Below are 18237 nucleotides of genomic sequence, written 5' to 3' on the forward strand. Positions count from 1 at the left end.
CGGTTGCACGAGCGAGATGATTGTTGACTGTTGGCTAAAATTATGCTTTCGGGACAAGTGACTGTTTGGACATTGGAACAATACCCATGCAACCGGAAACGATATGATTGGACACACTACTAATAGCGGTAAGCAGGGCGTTTCCCTCTCTACATAATTAACTAAGGTGCGGAGTACCTACCTTAGTTAACTAATTTCTGCTTACCCGAAGATGGTAAAATCATTCACACCGAGCGCACTAGCTTGCACTCCATTCAAAGCAGCCAACAGTTGACCGTTCTCACCAATCCTGATGAAAGCTGCATTAGCGTTTTGGGTAATACTAAGTTGAGCAAAAGTTAGACCGCCCCCTAACACCAACAAATCTTCACCTTTTGTGAAATCAGTAATTTGATCGGGGCCGGAACCTGCTGTTAAAACAAAGCGATCGCGCCCAATGCCGCCGCTGAGAATATCATTACCCAAACCCCCTATCAGACAATCGTCGCCTTTACCGCCGTAGAGAGTATCGTTGCCCTCCTCGCCGCATAGCTTGTCACTACCGCCGTTGCCAAACATCAAATCATTGCCTGCACCACCGCACAGGGAATCTGGATCGGCGTTAAAGTCGATCGCACTGTCTCCTAAAATAGTATCGTCCCCGTCGCCACCACAAATGCTATCACTGCCGCGATCGCCCAACAGCAGATCGTTGCCCGTACCCCCCACCACAACGTCATTGCCCTTGCCGCCGTAAACAGTATCATTGCCCTCGCCGCCGCTTAGAGTGTCCGCAGCATCTCCCCCATTCAAGAAGTCGTTGCCAGCACCGCCAAACAGCAAATCGCGTCCATTCGAGTCAGGGCTAGACGGGTCAAAACTGCCTCCAAACAAGCTGTCGTTACCCTGATCCCCAACCAGAGTGTCATTGCCTTTGTCGCCCCAAATCAAGTCATCGTCTTTGCCGCCGATCGCCACATCATCGCCCTTACCCCCGAAAATGAGATCGTTGCCCGCATCGCCGTTGAGGTAGTCATTGCCATTGCCGCCAAACAGCACGTCATTGTCTGTATCCGGGCCAAGGGGGATATTGCTGGGCCGTCCTCCGTAAATATTGTCGTTGCCTTGTTCGCCCAGCAGAATGTCGTCGCCGTTGAAACCGCTGATAACGTCGTTGAGATTGCTGCCGGTGAGGAAGTCGCTGCCGTCAGTGCCATTGAAAGTGCGATCGACAGAATTCGGGCCCGGAATCGAACCGATCGCGGGTAGGGTAATCTGTTGGCAAATGCAATCGGCATCGCCGCCGCCAACCCTGTCAGAGTCAACAGGAGTTCCCGCAGGAGTCGGAGTTCCTGTCGGAGTTGGAGTTCCCGTCGGAGTTGGAGTTCCCGTCGGAGTTGGAGTTTCCGTGGGAGTCGGAGTTCCCGCAGGAGTCGGAGTTCCCGTGGGAGTCGGAGTTTCTGTGGGAGTCGGCGTCGGAGTTTCCGTAGGAGTCGGAGTTGGAGTTGCCGTGGGCGTCGGCGTCGGAGTTTCCGTGGGAGTCGGAGTTCCTGCAGGAGTCGGTGTCGGAGTCGGAGTTTCCGTGGGAGTCGGAGTTTCCGTGGGAGTCGGAGTTCCCGTGGGAGTCGGCGTTGGAGTTTCCGTGGGAGTTGGAGTCGGCGTCGGAGTCGGAGTTGGAGTTTCCGTTGGAGTCGGAGTTTCCGTGGGCGTCGGCGTCGGAGTTTCCGTGGGAGTCGGAGTTGGAGTTTCCGTGGGCGTCGGCGTCGGAGTTTCCGTGGGCGTCGGCGTCGGAGTTTCCGTGGGAGTCGGCGTCGGAGTTTCCGTGGGAGTCGGCGTCGGAGTTTCCGTGGGAGTCGGCGTCGGAGTTTCCGTGGGAGTCGGCGTCGGAGTTCCCGTGGGAGTCGGCGTCGGAGTTCCCGTGGGAGTCGCCGTCGGAGTTTCCGTGGGCGTCGGCGTCGGAGTTTCCGTGGGAGTCGGCGTCGGAGTTTCCGTGGGAGTCGGCGTCGGAGTTTCCGTGGGCGTCGGCGTCGGAGTTTCCGTGGGAGTCGGCGTCGGAGTTTCCGTGGGAGTCGGCGTCGGAGTTCCCGTGGGAGTCGGAGTCGGAGTTCCCGTGGGAGTCGGCGTCGGAGTTTCCGTGGGCGTCGGAGTTGGAGTCGGAGTCGGAGTTTCCGTGGGAGTCGGCGTCGGAGTTCCCGTGGGAGTCGGACTTGGAGTTTCCCTGGGCGTCGGAGTTGGAGGGTTATTTACAATAATGCTTGCCGTGACGATCGCAGAATCAGCTTTCCCGTCATTAGCTTTGTAGGTAAAAGAGTCTGTCCCTGCAAAACCAGCATTCGGAGTGTAACTGAAAGAACCGTTAGCGTTGAGGGCGATCGACCCTTGAGTCGGATTTGCCACCAAAATCGCAGTCAGCGGGTCATTTTCCCGGTCTGTATCGTTGATTAAGACTCCCAAACCCGTCACATTGAGGGGAGTATTAAAAGCAGTAGTATAGCTGTCAGAATTCGCCACAGGGGGGTTATTGTTGACGCTGACAGTCACGGTAGCCGGTTCAGAGCTAACTATTCCGTCGCTGACTGTGTAGGTAAAGGTGTCTGTTCCAGAAAAGCCGGCGTTAGGAGTATAAGTGAAAGAACCGTCTTTGTTGAGGGCGATCGACCCTTGAGTCGGGTTGGCTGCCAATGCAGCAGTCAGCGTGTCCAAATCTGGGTCGGTGTCGTTTTCTAACACTCCGGGCACGGCAATGCTGAGGGCTTTTCCCGCACTGGTGCTGTAGGTGTCAGGATTTGCGGTTGGCAGATAGTTAGTAACGTTGATATTCACCGTGGCGGGGAGAGTTGCAGCGCCGTCGCTAACGCTGTAGGTGAAGGTATCTATGCCGGAAAAGCCGGCTTTGGGGGTATAAGTGAAGTCGCCACTTTTGTTGAATGCGATCGTACCGTTAGTCGGGCCTGTAACTAAGGCTGCACTGAGCGTGTCCAAATCTGGGTCGGTGTCGTTTTCTAACACTCCGCGCACGGCAACGCTGAGAACTTTGTCGTGCAAGACGCTGTAGTTGTCAGCTTGTACGATCGGGGGAAAGTTAGTAACGTTGATATTCACCGTGGCGGGGAGAGTTGCAGCGCCGTCGCTAACGCTGTAGGTGAAGGTATCTATGCCGGAAAAGCCGACTTTGGGAGTATAAGTGAAGTCGCCACTTTTGTTGAATGCGATCGTACCGTTAGTCGGGCCTGTAACTAAGGCGGCACTCAGCGGGTCCAAATCTGGGTCGGTGTCGTTTTCTAACACTCCGCGCACGGGAACGCTGAGAACTTTGTCGTGCAAGACGCTGTAGTTGTCATTGACCGCCACCGGGAAGTTATTAACCGAGATGGGGCCGAGAGTAAAACTCGCGCTTGCTTGATCCGTGTTGTCGCCGAAAAATAGGAAGTTTGCCTGGCTGTAGGGATCGTAGGGTAAAGGCGGCTGACTGGCTTTTTCATCAAAAGCCGTGTAGTTGCGTAGCGGTTGATTTGTCAGGCCTGGTATTGCTGCGCCTCCAGCAAACAGGCTGTAAGTGCTGCCTTGAACCACCAGTTTGTAGTCGGTAGCATTGCTGATGTTAAAAGGTGCATTTTCCCCGCGAGTAAACAGAGTTGGGGATGCACCACCGTTTTGAGCAAAAATGCCTCCGTTGGCGCCGAGGTTGCCGTTGGTGAAACCCAGTTCAATGCCATTTTGAGCGTCGCTGCTAATGGCGATGATGCTGAAACCTGCCCAAGCGTCACTATTGCTGGTTTCCGCCGTAACTGCAACTCGAAAAGAAACGCTGTAACCGTTGGTGCGGTTGAGGGCCGGGAAAGTTGGGCTGATTGGAGTAAATGTTTCTGGCGTCGCTGGCGGACTTGGAGGAGTGTATTTGTAGTTGGTGTAGCCTGCATAGCCTGTAGTGTTATTGTTATTCGCGTTGGTAACCCTAGCAGTATTAATGCCCGTGTTTGGCGAGAACGCACCAGGGGCAAGGGAACCAGAACCGAATGGGAAAGGTAGAGGTAACTGTGCGTAACCTAATTGAGTAGCGCCTGATGCCCCGATACCGGGGGGCGAGCCGGCTGGAAAGTTACTTGTACCGTCGTAGAGGGTGACGCCGAAGGCAAATTGATAGGCGGCTCTTGTGGCTGGGTCGATCGCCAGCCCAGCCACAATCGCTCCCGTTGTATAATCTAGCAGCCAGTTTCCGCCTAAACGGCGACTGCCGATCGGCGATCTAGAAGCAGCAATTTTTGCCTTGGTTAGCTGACTCAGTTGCTGCACAAAGTTAGCGCCCTTCTCCCCCGCCGCTACATCACACCCATAAAGCAAAATCTCTCCACTGTCTGCCAGCGAACGCGACCAACGCTGCAAGTCTTTAGCATAAGTTTTTAAATTTGTGAAGTTTAGATGGATCGCCCCTAGCTGCAAACTCGCGGGGCGGCCGTGGGAGATGATATGAATGCTTTTAATATTGCTGCGACTCGCTAGCGCTGCCGTGATTTGTTCTACTCCATCCCGCGCCGCATCGAGGGTAATAACTTCTGTCCCCGCTGCGATGCCGTTGCGGAGAGTTTGGCGATCGGGAAGGGCAGAGTCGAGAAAGGCGATCGAACTAAATACTGAACTGATAAAATTTGGCATAATACACCTTTGGTTAGATGACGGTAGGAAAATTAAGGCATATGCGGGAGCTTAGCAAATTTAAAGATTAAATGTCATCAGTAAAATTAAAAATCAAGACGAATGATACTAATTTTCCGTGAACCTGCCTGCCACAGAGGCATCTTGATAGGGGCGGGTTAAGCCAATAATTCCTTTAAAAAACCGACAATTCCGGTACAAAACCCGCCCTGGTCAAGGTTCGATCACCAAAAGTTCTTCAGCAACCCATCCTTTCTCAATTGCGAGTACAGCAGCTTGAGTGCGATCGCGCACTTCTAACTTTTGCAAAATCGCGTGCACATGAACCTGCACCGTACCCGGAGGAATGTACAATATTTGTGCAATTTCCTGATTGCTTTTCCTCCGCAAATAAAGCCAAGATTTTATGTTATCGTTTCGTCAGCGGATTTTCCAAAACTTCTGATTTTGACCCAAATTTCACAGCTTCAGGATTAGTAAAAACCGCCTGAATTTCCGCAGTTGCTGCCTTATACCACCACCAACCACGCGCTGCTATCGATCGAATTGCCAACACCACAGTTTCCGCCGCAATTGCCTTGAGGCAATATCCCTGAACTCCCGGTGAAATCAACCTTTGAATTATTAACGATTTTTGGGTAGTTGTAAATACACATAACCACCAAAAACAGACAAGTTTATGGCTAATATAGGTCGATTTGTATCGAGGTATTCCGGATAATTATCACAGTAATGACGAACTATTTTTAACACTCGAATACTGAGGTAGAATAAAATTTTTATCTTAAGTGGAGTACAATTTTTCACATTTACTGCAGGCAAGTCTAATAGAGAGTTTAAATGAAAGTTCATCATTGTAACTGTAAATGTAAAGTGCTTAGGGGGTATCTAAAATTATGATTTTTATGAATTCAACGTCTGAATAATATGAATTGAGATGACAGTGCTCTAGTTATTTAATTGTAATTAGGCCGACAGATAGATGTCAATTTCAGATTAGCAGCTATTCAGGAGACTGCTGAAGCGATGCAGTTACAATTTAGCAACAAACAAATAATCTGGAGCAGTTTGCTGTGCTTTTAGGCAATGGCATTTCCCCTAACGAGCCAAGCTATAACAGTACAAGAAGTACCGAATCCGCGTCAAGTAAATAACACTTGGGTAACGGACAATGCAAAGATTCTCAGCGACAAGACCGAAACTCAGCTAAATCAAATGATTTCGGATTTAGAGGCAAAAAACGACTCAGAAATCGCTGTTGTGACAGTGCCTGATACTAAGCCATCGGCGACACCAAAAGCATTTGCTACAGAATTATTTAACTTGTGAGGGCTTGGCAAAAAAGGTAAAAATAACGGAGTGTTATTATTAATTTTTTCGGGGAACGCCGCGTTCAAATTGAAACAGGTTCGAGCATTCAAAGCATTGTGCCGGATGCTAGAGCAGTAGGCATTATTGAAACCGAAATTACGCCCCGATTTAAACAGCAGGACTTGGACGGGGGCACATTAGCCGGGACAAAGGCGTTAGTAAATGTTTTACAAACTCCGACGGTAAATGCTCAATCTCAAACCACACTGCCTTTGGCTCCAATCGTACCATCTCAAGGGCTGAAACCGTCACCAATACCTAGTCAATCGCCAGTTATTAGTAATAGTACATCCACAGGTGAAGATTCATCGAATCTAATCTATGGCTTACTTGGGTTGTTATTCATAGCATTCATAGCATTTATACCTTGCTTCATTATCTTCAAGATATTTCGCAGCTTATTTTCTGGGAAATCTCCTTCCCCCTCCCACCGCCGTTATCGGCGCAATTACAGCAGTAACAATTGCAATTACAGCACTAACCGTCCGAATTACAGCAGTAACAGTCACAACTATTGCGGTGGGGCTGGCGACTACAGCATTAACAGCATCGATTACAGTACCAGTAACGACTACAGCAGTAACCGTAACAGCGATGATTGCGGTGGCTACTACAGCACTAATAGCAGCGACTACAGTATTAGCAGGAGTAGCAGTAGCGACTACAGCATTAGCAGTAGCGACTACAGCATTAGTGGGGGTGGCGGTGGGGATTGGTAATTCGGGGATGGAGGCAGAAAGCGAGTTTTTTTAACAGGAATTAGTCCCCCTGTGCGGGGACTTCGTTTGTGGAGTTGCGGTTTCAACTGCCCCACTCGCCAAGGGGTAGCTAACTAAAATACTCTTCAACAATTTTCAAAATCCGCGAGGCTGCCAAACCGTCACCAAAGGGATTAATTGCCATTGCCATTGCGTTGTATGCTTCGGAATTGCTGAGCAGTTCTGCTGCTGCTGTGAAAATTGTATCAGAATTAGTACCCACAAGTTTAGCAGTACCAGCAGAAATTGCTTCTGGTCTTTCTGTGGTTTCTCGTAATACTAAAACTGGTTTACCCAAACTAGGTGCTTCTTCTTGCAAGCCACCGGAATCTGTAAGAATTAAATGACATCTCTGAATCGCTCCTACTAATTCTGCGTAATCTAAAGGTTCAGTTAAAAATACTCGTGGGTGGTCGCCCAAAAGAGCTTGCAAAGGTTGTCGAACAGTGGGATTTCGGTGCAGGGGTAGCAGTAAAGCTGTATCGGGAAATTTATCTAAGATTTGAAGAAATGCGTGAGCAATTCCTTGTAAGGGTTCGCCCCAGTTTTCGCGGCGGTGAACTGTTGCTAAGATAGTGCGATATTTGCTCCAATCTAAATTGGGAATGTTGCATTCTGGTTCGCGTTGGGCGACAGAAAGCAAAGCATCGATTACTGTGTTGCCTGTACGGTGAATTTCTCCCAAAACGCCCGATCGCCCTAAATTCTCTTGGGCAAGCGCTGTCGGGGCAAAATGCAGCCGTGTGAGCTGAGAAATCAACCGTCGGTTAGCCTCTTCCGGGTAAGGATTGAACACATCGTCTGTTCGCAATCCGGCTTCTACGTGACCTACGGGTATTTTCTGGTAAAATGCAGCCAAAGTAGCGGCAAACGCAGTGGTTGTATCGCCCTGAACTAAGACGATTTGGGGCTGCAATTCTTTAAACAAGGCTTCCAAACCCTGCAAACTCCGGGATGTAATATCTGTCAAGGTTTGCTGGTGCTGCATAATTGCTAAATCCCGATCGGCTTTTAGATCAAACATTCGCATTACTTGCTCGACCATTTCTCGGTGCTGACCGGTTAAAATTACTTGGGTGTCAAAGGTTGGCGAACTTTTGAAGAGTTGAATTACTGGCGCTAGTTTAATCGCTTCTGGGCGAGTTCCTAAGACGATGCAAACGCGGTGAGTGGCTTCGGGCATGGTAAAATTAGGTGTAAGTTTATTCATATTGCCGTTGGGTAGGGACGCTTTTCCAGATTGTCGGTTTTAGGCAATTCTTGTTGGTGAAACCCGCCCCTTACAGGATTATTGACATTAGTGCAGGATGTTAGTTTATACTGACATCTTGCACCATTCTCGCTTAACAGGCTTTCGACCCTGTTCCACAACAACATATAAATTATCTTGTGGGGAGTAGGGGTTGGGTTCCTAGCCCGCCCAGAAATAATTATTGAGAAGGGTGCAAAATATGAGTTTATACCAACTTACTTAATATTAAAACCAGCCCGTACATTTTTAATTGTTAATTGCTCATGCCCTATCGTTACATTCTATTTTATAAACCCTACGACGTTTTAACTCAATTCACTGACAACTCCAGCGAAACTAAACGCAGCACTCTCAAAGACTATATTCCTATTCCCAACATTTATGCTGTAGGAAGGCTCGATCGCGATAGTGAAGGTTTGTTGCTGTTAACCGATGACGGACAAATGCAGCACCGCCTCAGTGACCCGAAATTCGCTCATCCCCGCACTTACTGGGTGCAAGTTGAACGAATTCCCGATGCAAGTGCGATCGCAGCTTTGCAGACAGGTGTCACAATTCAAGATTATCGGACTCGATCGGCAAAAGTGCAATTATTGTTAGAAGAACCCCCTTTGCCACCCCGCGAACCGCCGATTAGATTTCGCAAAAACGTGCCCACAGCTTGGCTGGAAATGACTCTCACAGAAGGCCGCAACCGCCAAGTGCGCCGGATGACCGCAGCAGTAGGGTTTCCGACGCTGCGGCTAGTCAGATGTGCGATCGGGCATTTGCGTCTGGAAGGCCTCAAACCCGGTGAATGGCGCGAACTAACTCAAGCTGATTTTAGATTTTAGATTTTAGATTTTAGATAGGGGAATTACAGTCAACAGTCTAGACGGTTAGGACATTCTTGATAGCTAAAACTATTACTGTGGCTCCATTTCCCTTCTTTCTTTTTCCTTCTTCCTTCTACTTACTTTCGAGGTGGCAAAATAAAACTCTCGTTTCCATCCTTATCTTTTTGCACCTGAGCTCCCAACTTGACAAGAGCTTGTTTCGCCCTTTGACGCACCAACTTATCAGTTGTTTGAGCATAAACCGTACTCCAAGCAGTAAACCGCACCGGCACGCTATCGGGATCTCGGCGCAAATACTCAGCAGTTGCTAGAAACACCGGCGCCAAATTCGACCCTTCCGGGCTTCCTTGCACCCACTCAGCGGCCATTTCGTGGGAGCGAATTGAGTCGGGAATATCCCCCAACAGCAGCAACTCATCAAGACCTTTAGTTCGCCACACTATCCAGGATTGGGAATGAATTTGCGGCGAAACGGCAAGGGCCCTAGTACCGCGCTCTATAAAGCTAACAGCGGTTTCAGGCTTTCCTTGATAAAAAGAAATAGCTGTGGAAAGAAACAGGTAGATGTCCGCCCACCGCGGGTCGCGCTGCGTAACTATGTCAAAATAATCTTGGCTCAGATTGTAGCCCGTCACATCTCGGGCTTCGTCGTCGCCAAAATACTGCAAAAATTTGAGAAATGTCCAATCTGCAATTAAATTGTCAAACCCAAAACCAGGGACAGCTTTGAGCATTTTCAGTCGCAGGGCTTCTTGCTGCGCTTCTTGCTGTGCGGCTTGCTTGAAACTGGCAGCAGAGATTGCAGAGACTGGCTTTTGCCCCGGAACGCGAACTGGGGACATTCCGCCCAACTGCCCGCTCGACTGCATGGCGACGACGCCCGCCAGCGCTGCTAGACCGATAGCTCCATTAACGAGCAGGCTCAACCACTTACGCGAAAATTGTTCGATTTTAGTTTCCATGGCACTTTTAAATCCAAGTTTTAAATTAAGTTTATTGAAAGAGAGTAATAATTGGTTGGCGATCGACTATGAATCTCGTTAAACTGTCCACAGGGATGGTGGAGCCTCCACACAATAGTTTAAGTAGTAGTGTGAGATTTTTTAGCAATATAAAATCTCAAATCAAAAATCTAAAATCGAATTGAGCCAAATTCAATGAATCAAGCCCGCAGACGCTTTTCTAAATTACAGGCAGCCCTGTTCAGTGGGGCGATGGCAACAACCGCTTCGATATCTTTACTCGTTCCCGGGCTGAGTCAATCAGTCCGCGCTGAGCTTCAAGATAGCCCCAAAGCTGTCTTAGACGAAGCTTGGCAAATTGTCAACCGAGAGTATGTTGATGGCAGCTTTAACAAGACTGACTGGCAATTGACCCGCCAAGAACTGTTGAGCAAAAACTATACCTCTCGCGAAGCTGCCTACACCGCTCTCCGCAAAGCCCTAGAGAAATTAAACGACCAGTACACGCGCTTCATGGACCCGAAGCAGTACGAAGCGCTGACGAATCAAACCTCCGGGGAACTGACAGGGGTGGGGATGAGGCTCGAAGAAGACGAGAAAACGAAAGTGATTACCGTAGTCGAGCCGATGGAAAATTCCCCCGCCCTGAAGGCAGGGATTCAAGCGGGCGATAGGATTTTGGTGATAGACGGCAAAACTACCAAAGGCATGACTGTCTCGGATGCAGCTCAGGTAATTCGGGGCGACGAAGGCACGAAAGTCACGCTGCGGATTGCTCGTGAGGGCAAAAGCGAATTTGACATCACTCTGACTAGGGCGAGAATTGAGGTAGCAGCGGTTCGCTACAGCCTTAAGAATGAAGGGGGTCAGAATGTGGGTTACATCCGTTTGCAAGAGTTTAGTTCTCACGCCGGCGAACAAATGCAGGCGGCGATTAAAAAGCTCTCGGATCAGAAAGCTGACGCTTTTGTGTTGGATTTGCGGGGCAATCCCGGCGGTTTGCTGCGAGTGAGCATTGATATCGCTCGGATGTGGATGGATACAGGGGCGATCGTCCGCACAGTCGATCGCGCGGGCGATTCTCAGGAAATGCGCGCAAACCGCACTGCAATCACTGATAAGCCTTTGGTGGTGCTGGTGGACGACAATTCGGCCAGCGCCAGCGAGATTTTGGCCGGTGCTCTGAAGGACAACAAGCGCGCAACTGTGATGGGCGGCCAAACTTTTGGCAAAGCTTTGGTGCAGTCGGTGCATTCTTTGGCTGACGGTTCGGGATTGGCGGTGACGATCGCCCACTACTATACTCCCAGCGGTACCGATATCAGCCAAAAGGGGGTTACTCCCGATGTTAAGGTAGAAGTCACCGACGAACAAAAGCTCAAATTAGCTAACAAACCGATGTTGGTTGCGACTAAGGACGATCCTTGCTACGCGCAGGCGATCGCACTTTTGAAAACTACCGCTTCCTCGACCCGTCCCGTTGCTGCTAATGAGGTTGTTGTTCCTAAGAAGTAGTTGAAACCGTCAGTAGTTAACAATAAGCATGAAGATGAAACCCGCATCGGCGGGTTTTGTTTTTATTGATTAGTTATTGGTTCTTAAGTAAATCAACCTAATTAAACGTAAGATACAGATGGCTAAAAAGTTTGTTATGTGAGCATTCTTCCTGCTTCCTTCTACTTAGTTATTGGTTAATTAATCTCCTGATTAAAGCAAATTAGTGGGATTGGCCTTTTTTAACCGCAGATATCAGCAGATGAACACAGATGGACGCTGATGGGATTTCTGAAGTGTTTCAACTCAGACTTAATTAGCTATTCATCCGCCGGATAAATTCTAAAGGCAAACCATCAGTATCGGCAATAAAAGCTACTTCGTAAACATTTTGCCCGATCGCCTGTTGAGTCGGTTCTAATAAAACTTTCAAAGGTTGAAACTGATTGGGTTGCTCTTTAACTGCTTCCTCAAAACGTTCTTTCATAGACTCCAACCAGCTAGGCAAGTCAGTTGTCGCCTCAGTTAAATCAAAAGATAAATGATAATATCCCACATAATGCTCGTCTCCGAAAGCATCCGGTGCAGGTTTTGGTTCCGGGATTTGAATTAGTTCAATGCGTCCGTTGAGACCTTCCATCCAACAGGCTAGGGTGTAACCTGTGGTAAAGCGATCGCTCACAGTAAATCCCAACTGTTCGTAAAAGGCGATCGCCCGGTGTATGTTAGCAGTGCGAATCGAGGCGTGGTGCATTCGATTTTAGATTTTAGATTTTATATTTTAGATTTTAGACTGGGAAGTAGGAATTGCGATTTGAGATTTTATATTTGAGAGGGTAAACTCGGAAGTCGGAATTAAAAACGATCGCATCTGTTGCCCGAAAGCAATAGAGCCTGGTTTTTTCTTCCTTCTTCCTTCTTCCTTCTTCCCTCTTCCTTCACTTATTCACTTATTCAAACAACCGAAAATAGGGATATCTAATCGGAACTCCCGGCTCTTTTTCCAAATCAAAATTAATCACTTCCCAGCAGGGGTCCTCTTGGGGATCGGGGCTAAAATCCACAGGCAAACCGTACAGCCTCGGCCGCGGCGATTCCGACTGGCCGCGCCAAGGCGTGCTGCGTTCCAAATAAGCGCTGATTAAGTCCCGATAGCGTTGGGCAACGATCACGCGAGTTGCTCGGTAGCCTTGAGTATAGAGTCGATCGAGCGCTTCGTGAATTTCAAACCGAATCCCGTCGGGGTGCGTGTGCTGGCGATACCATTCATTCTCCCAGCGGCGCCAGTGCCGCCCAGACTGAAGGTGAACCAGTTCCCCCGTTTTTGGATCTGCCTCAAATGCCCCGTGACGCGGACACAAATAGGTATCCGTTAGCGTTAGAGCCGGAATTGTTTGGCGACAGTGGGGACACTGAATTTCCGGGCCAAACATCGGGTATTGCAAGGCAACTTCAATCATTTATTTGCGTCCCAGCATATTTTCTCTGCAAAAGTGCCAAATACTATTTATTATATCCCGTATCAACAACCAGCTAATCTGCTAGAAGTATAACGATCGACCAACTAATGAGCAATCTCAACGAATCTCTGTCTGCACTTCCTTCCTATTGGCCCAGCCCAGATCTATCCCAAGCGGCTTTTATCGCTGAAGGCGCTGTTGTCATCGGCAGGGTAGAGGTGGCTGCGGGCGCTAGTATCTGGTACGGGGCGGTGGTGCGGGCGGATATAGAGCGAATTGCGATCGGCTCAAGTACCAATATCCAAGATGGAGCAATTCTGCACGGCGATCCGGGGAAACCGACGGTTTTGGAAGATTTCGTGACAGTGGGACACCGAGCCGTGATTCACTCAGCTTACATTGAACGGGGCTGCCTGATCGGGATTGGGGCGATCGTCCTGGACGGAGTGAGGGTGGGAACAGGCTCTATCGTCGGTGCAGGGGCGGTTGTCACCAAAGATGTTCCCCCTCATACGCTAGTTGCGGGAGTGCCTGCCAAACGCTTGCGGGATGTCTCTGAGGAAGAAGCGGCGGAGTTGGTGGAACACGCTAAGCGTTACGAAAAGTTGGCTCTGGTTCACGCGGGGAAAGGTTCTGATTTGGGATTTGCTGAGGTGAAGGAATAAAGTTTTCAGGATAGTCCTGGACGCATAAAAACCTTCATAACCGGGTTTCTTGCGGTTTTTGCGGGCTGTAACGAAGTATTTTGAAAAAAACCCGGTTTCCGATCGCCCGTGCTTCCAGGACTATAAGACTCACTCTTAATGAGTTTTGTTGAGGTACAAGACTTACACATTTCAGGGCAAATCTGTCATTCTAAGCGTATCGAACAATCTCATAAATGCTAAACTAGAGTAATTAAAATTAAGCAAAAAAGTATAGATTTATAATTGCTTACACCGCCAAAAAACTCCTAAGCTTTGAAACATTCCTATATCGATAATCTAAAATCTAAAATCAATTGACATGAATAACGATCGCACATCTACTCCAAACATCCCCCCGCACACCTGGAAACGTCCCATCGGCCTGGGTTGGGAGAATCCCTATACAGTCCGCTACGCAAGCAATCTCGACGATGGCCCCTGGCACGGAATGCCTCTGGGCGGGTTCGGTGCCGGCTGCATCGGGCGATCGTCCCGCGGCGACTTCAACCTCTGGCACATTGACGGCGGCGAGCACATTTTTCGCAGTTTGCCCGCTTGTCAGTTCAGCGTTTTTGAAGAAACTCAAGGCAAGAAACAAGCTTTCGCACTGTCCACTGAACCGCCTACCGATGGCAGTTTATCTAGTTGGAAATGGTATCCTTGCGAAGGAAGAAGGAAGAAGGAAGAAGGAAGAAGGGAAGAAGAAGAAAGAACCGGGGAAGAGTCTAATTCTTCGGGGAGTTATCATGCTTTGTATCCGCGCAGTTGGTTTGTTTACGAAAATGTGTTTCATGCTCAATTAAGCTGCGAGCAATTTTCGCCCATTTTGCCTAACAATTATCAGGAAAGCAGTTACCCAGTTGCCATGTTTGAATGGGTGGCGCACAATCCTACAGATGCGCCGATTACTCTCAGCATCATGCTGACTTGGGAGAATATTGTTGGTTGGTTTACTAATGCCAACAAGTCGCCGAAAGTGATGGTGCGAGATGATGGTAGTCCATTTTATGACTATCAACCCCGGTGGGGAGAAAGTGCCGGAAATTTGAATTTGTTGGTGGAAGATTTTCACCGAATCGGTTGCGTGATGACGCGGTTGACTGCTGAGGACGAACCGCAAGAGGGGGATGGACAATGGGCGATCGCAACTATTACTAATCCGGCGGTAGAAGTATTCTATCAAACTCGCTGGAACCCGGCGGGGAATGGCGAGGATATTTGGCGCAACTTTTCTGCTGAAGGTTTCTTGTTAGATGACAATGACGAGACAGCCGCAGCAGCAGGAGAACAGTTGGCTTGTGCGATCGCAGTTCGCTTTACTCTTCGACCGGGAAAAACGCGCAAAATCCCCTTTATTATAGCTTGGGATTTGCCCGTTACTGAGTTTGCATCGGGAGTTTGGTACTACCGCCGCTATACGGATTTCTTCGGCCGCAACGGCAAAAATGCTTGGCCGATTATTCGCACTGCAATGAAGCATTCGGATACTTGGCGCGAAAATATTGAAGCTTGGCAAAAACCCATTTTAGAACGGAAAGATTTGTCAGATAGTTTTAAAATGGCTTTGTTTAACGAGTTATACGCCCTGACAGACGGCGGTACTCTTTGGAGTGCGGCTGACGAACGCGATCCGAAGGGTCAATTTGCGGTTTTGGAGTGCATTGATTACCGCTGGTACGAAAGTTTGGATGTGCGGCTTTACGGTTCTTTTGCTTTGTTGATGCTGTGGCCGGATTTGGAAAAGTCGGTGGTTTTAGCGTTTGCTAGGGCAATTTCTGCAGGAGACGATACGCCGAGAATTATTGGCTGGAATCAAGCTTCGGCTATTAGAAAAGCTGTCGGTGCGACGCCACACGATTTGGGTGCTCCTAACGAACATCCTTGGGAGAAAACGAATTATACTAGCTATCAAGATTGCAATTTGTGGAAGGATTTGCCTTGCGATTTTGTGTTGCAGGTTTATCGGGATTTCCTGTTGACTGGCGGTACAGATTCCGAGTTTTTGCAAGAGTGTTGGCCGGCAATTGTTGAGGCTTTGGCTTATCTGAAAACTTTTGATGAGGATGGGGACGGAATTCCTGAGAATTCCGGAGCACCGGATCAGACGTTTGATGACTGGCAAATGCGGGGGATAAGTGCGTATTGCGGGGGTTTGTGGTTGGCGGCGCTGGAGGCTGCGATCGCGATCGGCGAAATCTTGGAAGATGCAGCACCGCAGATAATTCCTAACCCTCAAGCAAAGATAGCATTATATCACAGTTGGCTGCTCCAAGCAAGACCGAGCTATCAAGAAAAACTGTGGAACGGTCAATATTACCGTTTGGACAGCGAGAGTAATTCCGAAGTGGTGATGGCCGACCAACTGTGCGGTCAATTTTACGCGAAACTGTTAGGATTGCCGGATATTGTGCCGCCGGAATGTGCCGTCAGCGCTTTAGAAACTGTGTATGAATCTTGCTTTTTGAAGTTCAATGAGGGAGAGTTCGGTGCAGCGAATGGGGTGATGCTGAACGGTTCGCCGGAAAATCCCAATGCGACTCATCCTTTGGAAGTTTGGACGGGGATTAATTTTGGGTTGGCCGCTTTTTTGGTACAGATGGGAATGGAGGATAAAGCGTTTAAATTGACGGATGCGGTGGTGAACCAGATTTATGAAAATGGGTTGCAGTTTCGCACGCCGGAAGCGATTACGGCGGGGGGGACTTTTCGGGCGAGTCACTATTTGCGCGCGATGGCGATTTGGGCGATTTACGGGGTGTTAACCAATTTTAAATAAGGAAAAAGGTATATTAGCTGGTGAATCTCACTAAACTCAAAAAAGATTAAGCCTTCAACCCTATTTTTAGCAAGGAAAACGGTTAATTCAACTATCAAGAAAATTGACCGTAATTTTTTTTTGCAAGTGAGGAAGAAATTAATGTTTCATGCTCAAATTTTAGCAGAGCTCAAGTTTGAGCATGAAACAGCCCTGGGATGCGAGGGAGATCGAACTCGGCTATAAACGACAGAGACAAAGGGTTTGGGGCGATTGTTGACACCAATGCAGCGCGCACCTTACCCGTATATAATTTGGAGTGATAGCAAATTTCAAGATAAAATAGAAAAATGTCAAATCCTTTGCTTTCCCTCAACTACGAACCCGCGATAGAATCCCTCGGCGGCGACTATTTCGATGAAGTCCCTGCGGCAGATTTTCCGCAGCACATCCTGCGCTTCCGCAACGACAAATTATTGCCGGTATTGGGTTTAGACCCCGCACAAGTAACCGACCAACATTTCATCGAAGCGTTCGGCGAATTTCACTGCGTCCGCCCTTTTCTGGCACTTCGCTATCACGGCTATCAATTCAGCCAATATAACCCGAATTTAGGCGACGGTAGAGGCTTCTTATACGGCCAAGTTCGCGGCACTGACGGCAGACTTTACGACTTCGGCACTAAAGGTTCCGGCCGCACTCCATACTCGCGCGGCGGTGACGGTAGACTCACTCTCAAAGGGGGAATTCGCGAAGTTTTAGCCGCCGAAGCTTTGCACAGGTTGGGAGTTCGGACATCTCGCTGTTTTAGTTTAGTTGAAACTGGGGATGCTTTGTGGCGGGGCGACGAACCCTCTCCCACGAGATCGTCTGTAATGGTGCGTTTCAGTCATTCTCACATCCGGTTTGGAACTTTTGAAAGGTTGCACTATATCCGCCGCCCGGATTTAATTAAAAAACTTTTAGATTTTGTTATTGAATATTATTATCCTGAACTGCATTTACAAGCAAGCAATGCGGGTTTTTCGCCGCAGGAAAAGTACGCGCTGTTTTATGCAGATTTAGTCCAGCGAGTAGCTGAATTAGTCGCTCAGTGGATGGCGGCAGGATTTTGCCACGCTGTGCTAAACACTGATAATATGTCGATTACTGGAGAAAGCTTCGATTACGGGCCTTTCGCTTTTATCCCAACTTACAAGCCGGAATTTACAGCAGCTTATTTTGACTATTCGGGTCTTTATTGTTACGGCAATCAACCGTTTATTTGTAGGGACAATTTAGAGAAGCTCCAGCAACCGCTAGCAGCGGCGATTCCTCAAGCTGATATGGATGCTGCTTTGGCAAAGTTTGGCGATTATTATAATGCAGCTTATCGGCAGTTGATGCTCAATAGATTGGGATTTGAAAATTTGCCAGAAGCGGATGCTGATGAGTTGTTGAAGGTAACAATTAAAATGCTGGCGGAGTCTCAAGTTGAGTATCACGATTTCTTTTTTGAACTGCGAAGACAGTTCGATCGCATTTGGCGAGATGATGCTAGTCAAATTTTTGCTGAGGCGGAACCTGCCGACTTGATAGCACCTTGGCGGCAGTTGTATTATCACGTTTTGCAAAGTTTGTCTGCGGATGATATGGACACAATGGCGGACAGGTTGCTGCGGCACAATCCCGAACAATCGCTGTTGAGACCGACGATTGAGGCTGTTTGGGAGGCCATTGCTATTGAGGATAATTGGGAACCGTTTTATGAATTGGTTAAACGACTTCAAGACCCAAAAAATTGATTGATAATAGCTGGCCTTAATAGCGCGTAGGGGGAGTTTATAGCAATACTCGCATCCTTTGTGAATTTCTTACTCCCTCCCCGCGAGTTCGGGGAGGGTTGGGGTGGGGTAAAAAATTTATGACTCCTGCAAGGATTGTTATATCGGCATTTTCTGTTGAGATTAAAGATTAGGGCGAACTCGCCCCAACACAATCTGAGATCATGAAAAATTGCCACATAAAAAATCTAAGATTGAAAAATAAGGA

Annotated in this window: 10 protein-coding genes and 2 pseudogenes; 6 read left to right on the forward strand and 6 right to left on the reverse strand. The window is 48.5% G+C overall.

Going from position 1 to position 18237, the window contains the following annotated elements; genetic code table 11:
- Window positions 1-201: 201 nt before the first annotated feature.
- Together D0A34_13785 and D0A34_13790 are read right to left on the reverse strand one after the other, a co-directional pair.
- The gene (locus D0A34_13785; GenBank protein ID UNU19800.1) at window positions 202-4632 is read right to left on the reverse strand and encodes a tandem-95 repeat protein; all 4431 of its coding nucleotides are present in this window, start codon (window positions 4630-4632) and stop codon (window positions 202-204) included.
- Between the two features lie 213 nt (window positions 4633-4845).
- A pseudogene (locus D0A34_13790) lies at window positions 4846-5344 on the reverse strand (DNA-binding response regulator).
- Window positions 5345-5745: 401 nt separating this feature from the next.
- On the opposite strand from D0A34_13790, the pseudogene D0A34_13795 reads away from it, so the two are divergent.
- Window positions 5746-6722: pseudogene (locus D0A34_13795) on the forward strand (hypothetical protein).
- A gap of 109 nt (window positions 6723-6831) precedes the next feature.
- Here D0A34_13795 and D0A34_13800 read toward each other — a convergent pair.
- Window positions 6832-7944: a UDP-N-acetylglucosamine 2-epimerase (non-hydrolyzing) gene (locus D0A34_13800; GenBank protein ID UNU19801.1), complete on the reverse strand. Its 1113-nt coding sequence runs from the start codon at window positions 7942-7944 to the stop codon at window positions 6832-6834.
- Between the two features lie 332 nt (window positions 7945-8276).
- Here D0A34_13800 and D0A34_13805 point away from each other — a divergent pair, with 332 nt between their 5' ends.
- Window positions 8277-8846 carry a pseudouridine synthase gene (locus D0A34_13805; protein ID UNU19802.1) on the forward strand — a complete coding sequence of 190 codons (570 nt, stop codon included), beginning with the start codon at window positions 8277-8279 and terminating at the stop codon, window positions 8844-8846.
- Between the two features lie 119 nt (window positions 8847-8965).
- Here D0A34_13805 and D0A34_13810 read toward each other — a convergent pair whose 3' ends face one another.
- Window positions 8966-9811 carry a hypothetical protein gene (locus D0A34_13810; GenBank protein ID UNU19803.1) on the reverse strand — a complete coding sequence of 282 codons (846 nt, stop codon included), beginning with the start codon at window positions 9809-9811 and terminating at the stop codon, window positions 8966-8968.
- Window positions 9812-10006: 195 nt separating this feature from the next.
- Between D0A34_13810 and D0A34_13815 the strand changes: the two genes are divergently transcribed.
- A complete protein-coding gene (locus D0A34_13815; protein UNU19804.1) occupies window positions 10007-11326 on the forward strand; it encodes a PDZ domain-containing protein in 1320 nt (439 codons plus the stop codon).
- Window positions 11327-11621: 295 nt separating this feature from the next.
- Here D0A34_13815 and D0A34_13820 read toward each other — a convergent pair whose 3' ends face one another.
- Together D0A34_13820 and D0A34_13825 are read right to left on the reverse strand one after the other, a co-directional pair.
- Entirely contained in the window at window positions 11622-12059 is a 438-nt protein-coding gene (locus tag D0A34_13820; GenBank protein UNU19805.1) for a VOC family protein, read from the reverse strand.
- Between the two features lie 196 nt (window positions 12060-12255).
- Window positions 12256-12765: a TIGR02652 family protein gene (locus D0A34_13825; protein UNU19806.1), complete on the reverse strand. Its 510-nt coding sequence runs from the start codon at window positions 12763-12765 to the stop codon at window positions 12256-12258.
- 107 nt (window positions 12766-12872) lie between these two features.
- Here D0A34_13825 and D0A34_13830 point away from each other — a divergent pair, with 107 nt between their 5' ends.
- From D0A34_13830 to D0A34_13840, 3 genes are all read left to right on the forward strand, one after another.
- Window positions 12873-13430: a gamma carbonic anhydrase family protein gene (locus D0A34_13830; protein ID UNU19807.1), complete on the forward strand. Its 558-nt coding sequence runs from the start codon at window positions 12873-12875 to the stop codon at window positions 13428-13430.
- Between the two features lie 340 nt (window positions 13431-13770).
- Window positions 13771-16227, forward strand: a complete 2457-nt coding sequence (locus tag D0A34_13835) for a bile acid beta-glucosidase (protein ID UNU19808.1) — start codon at window positions 13771-13773, stop codon at window positions 16225-16227.
- 329 nt (window positions 16228-16556) lie between these two features.
- Complete coding sequence (locus D0A34_13840) at window positions 16557-17990, forward strand: YdiU family protein (GenBank protein ID UNU19809.1); 1434 nt, start codon at window positions 16557-16559, stop codon at window positions 17988-17990.
- Window positions 17991-18237: the final 247 nt, after the last annotated feature.

The sequence above is a fragment of the Microcoleus vaginatus PCC 9802 genome, assembly GCA_022701275.1.
GTDB lineage: Bacteria > Cyanobacteriota > Cyanobacteriia > Cyanobacteriales > Microcoleaceae > Microcoleus > Microcoleus vaginatus_A.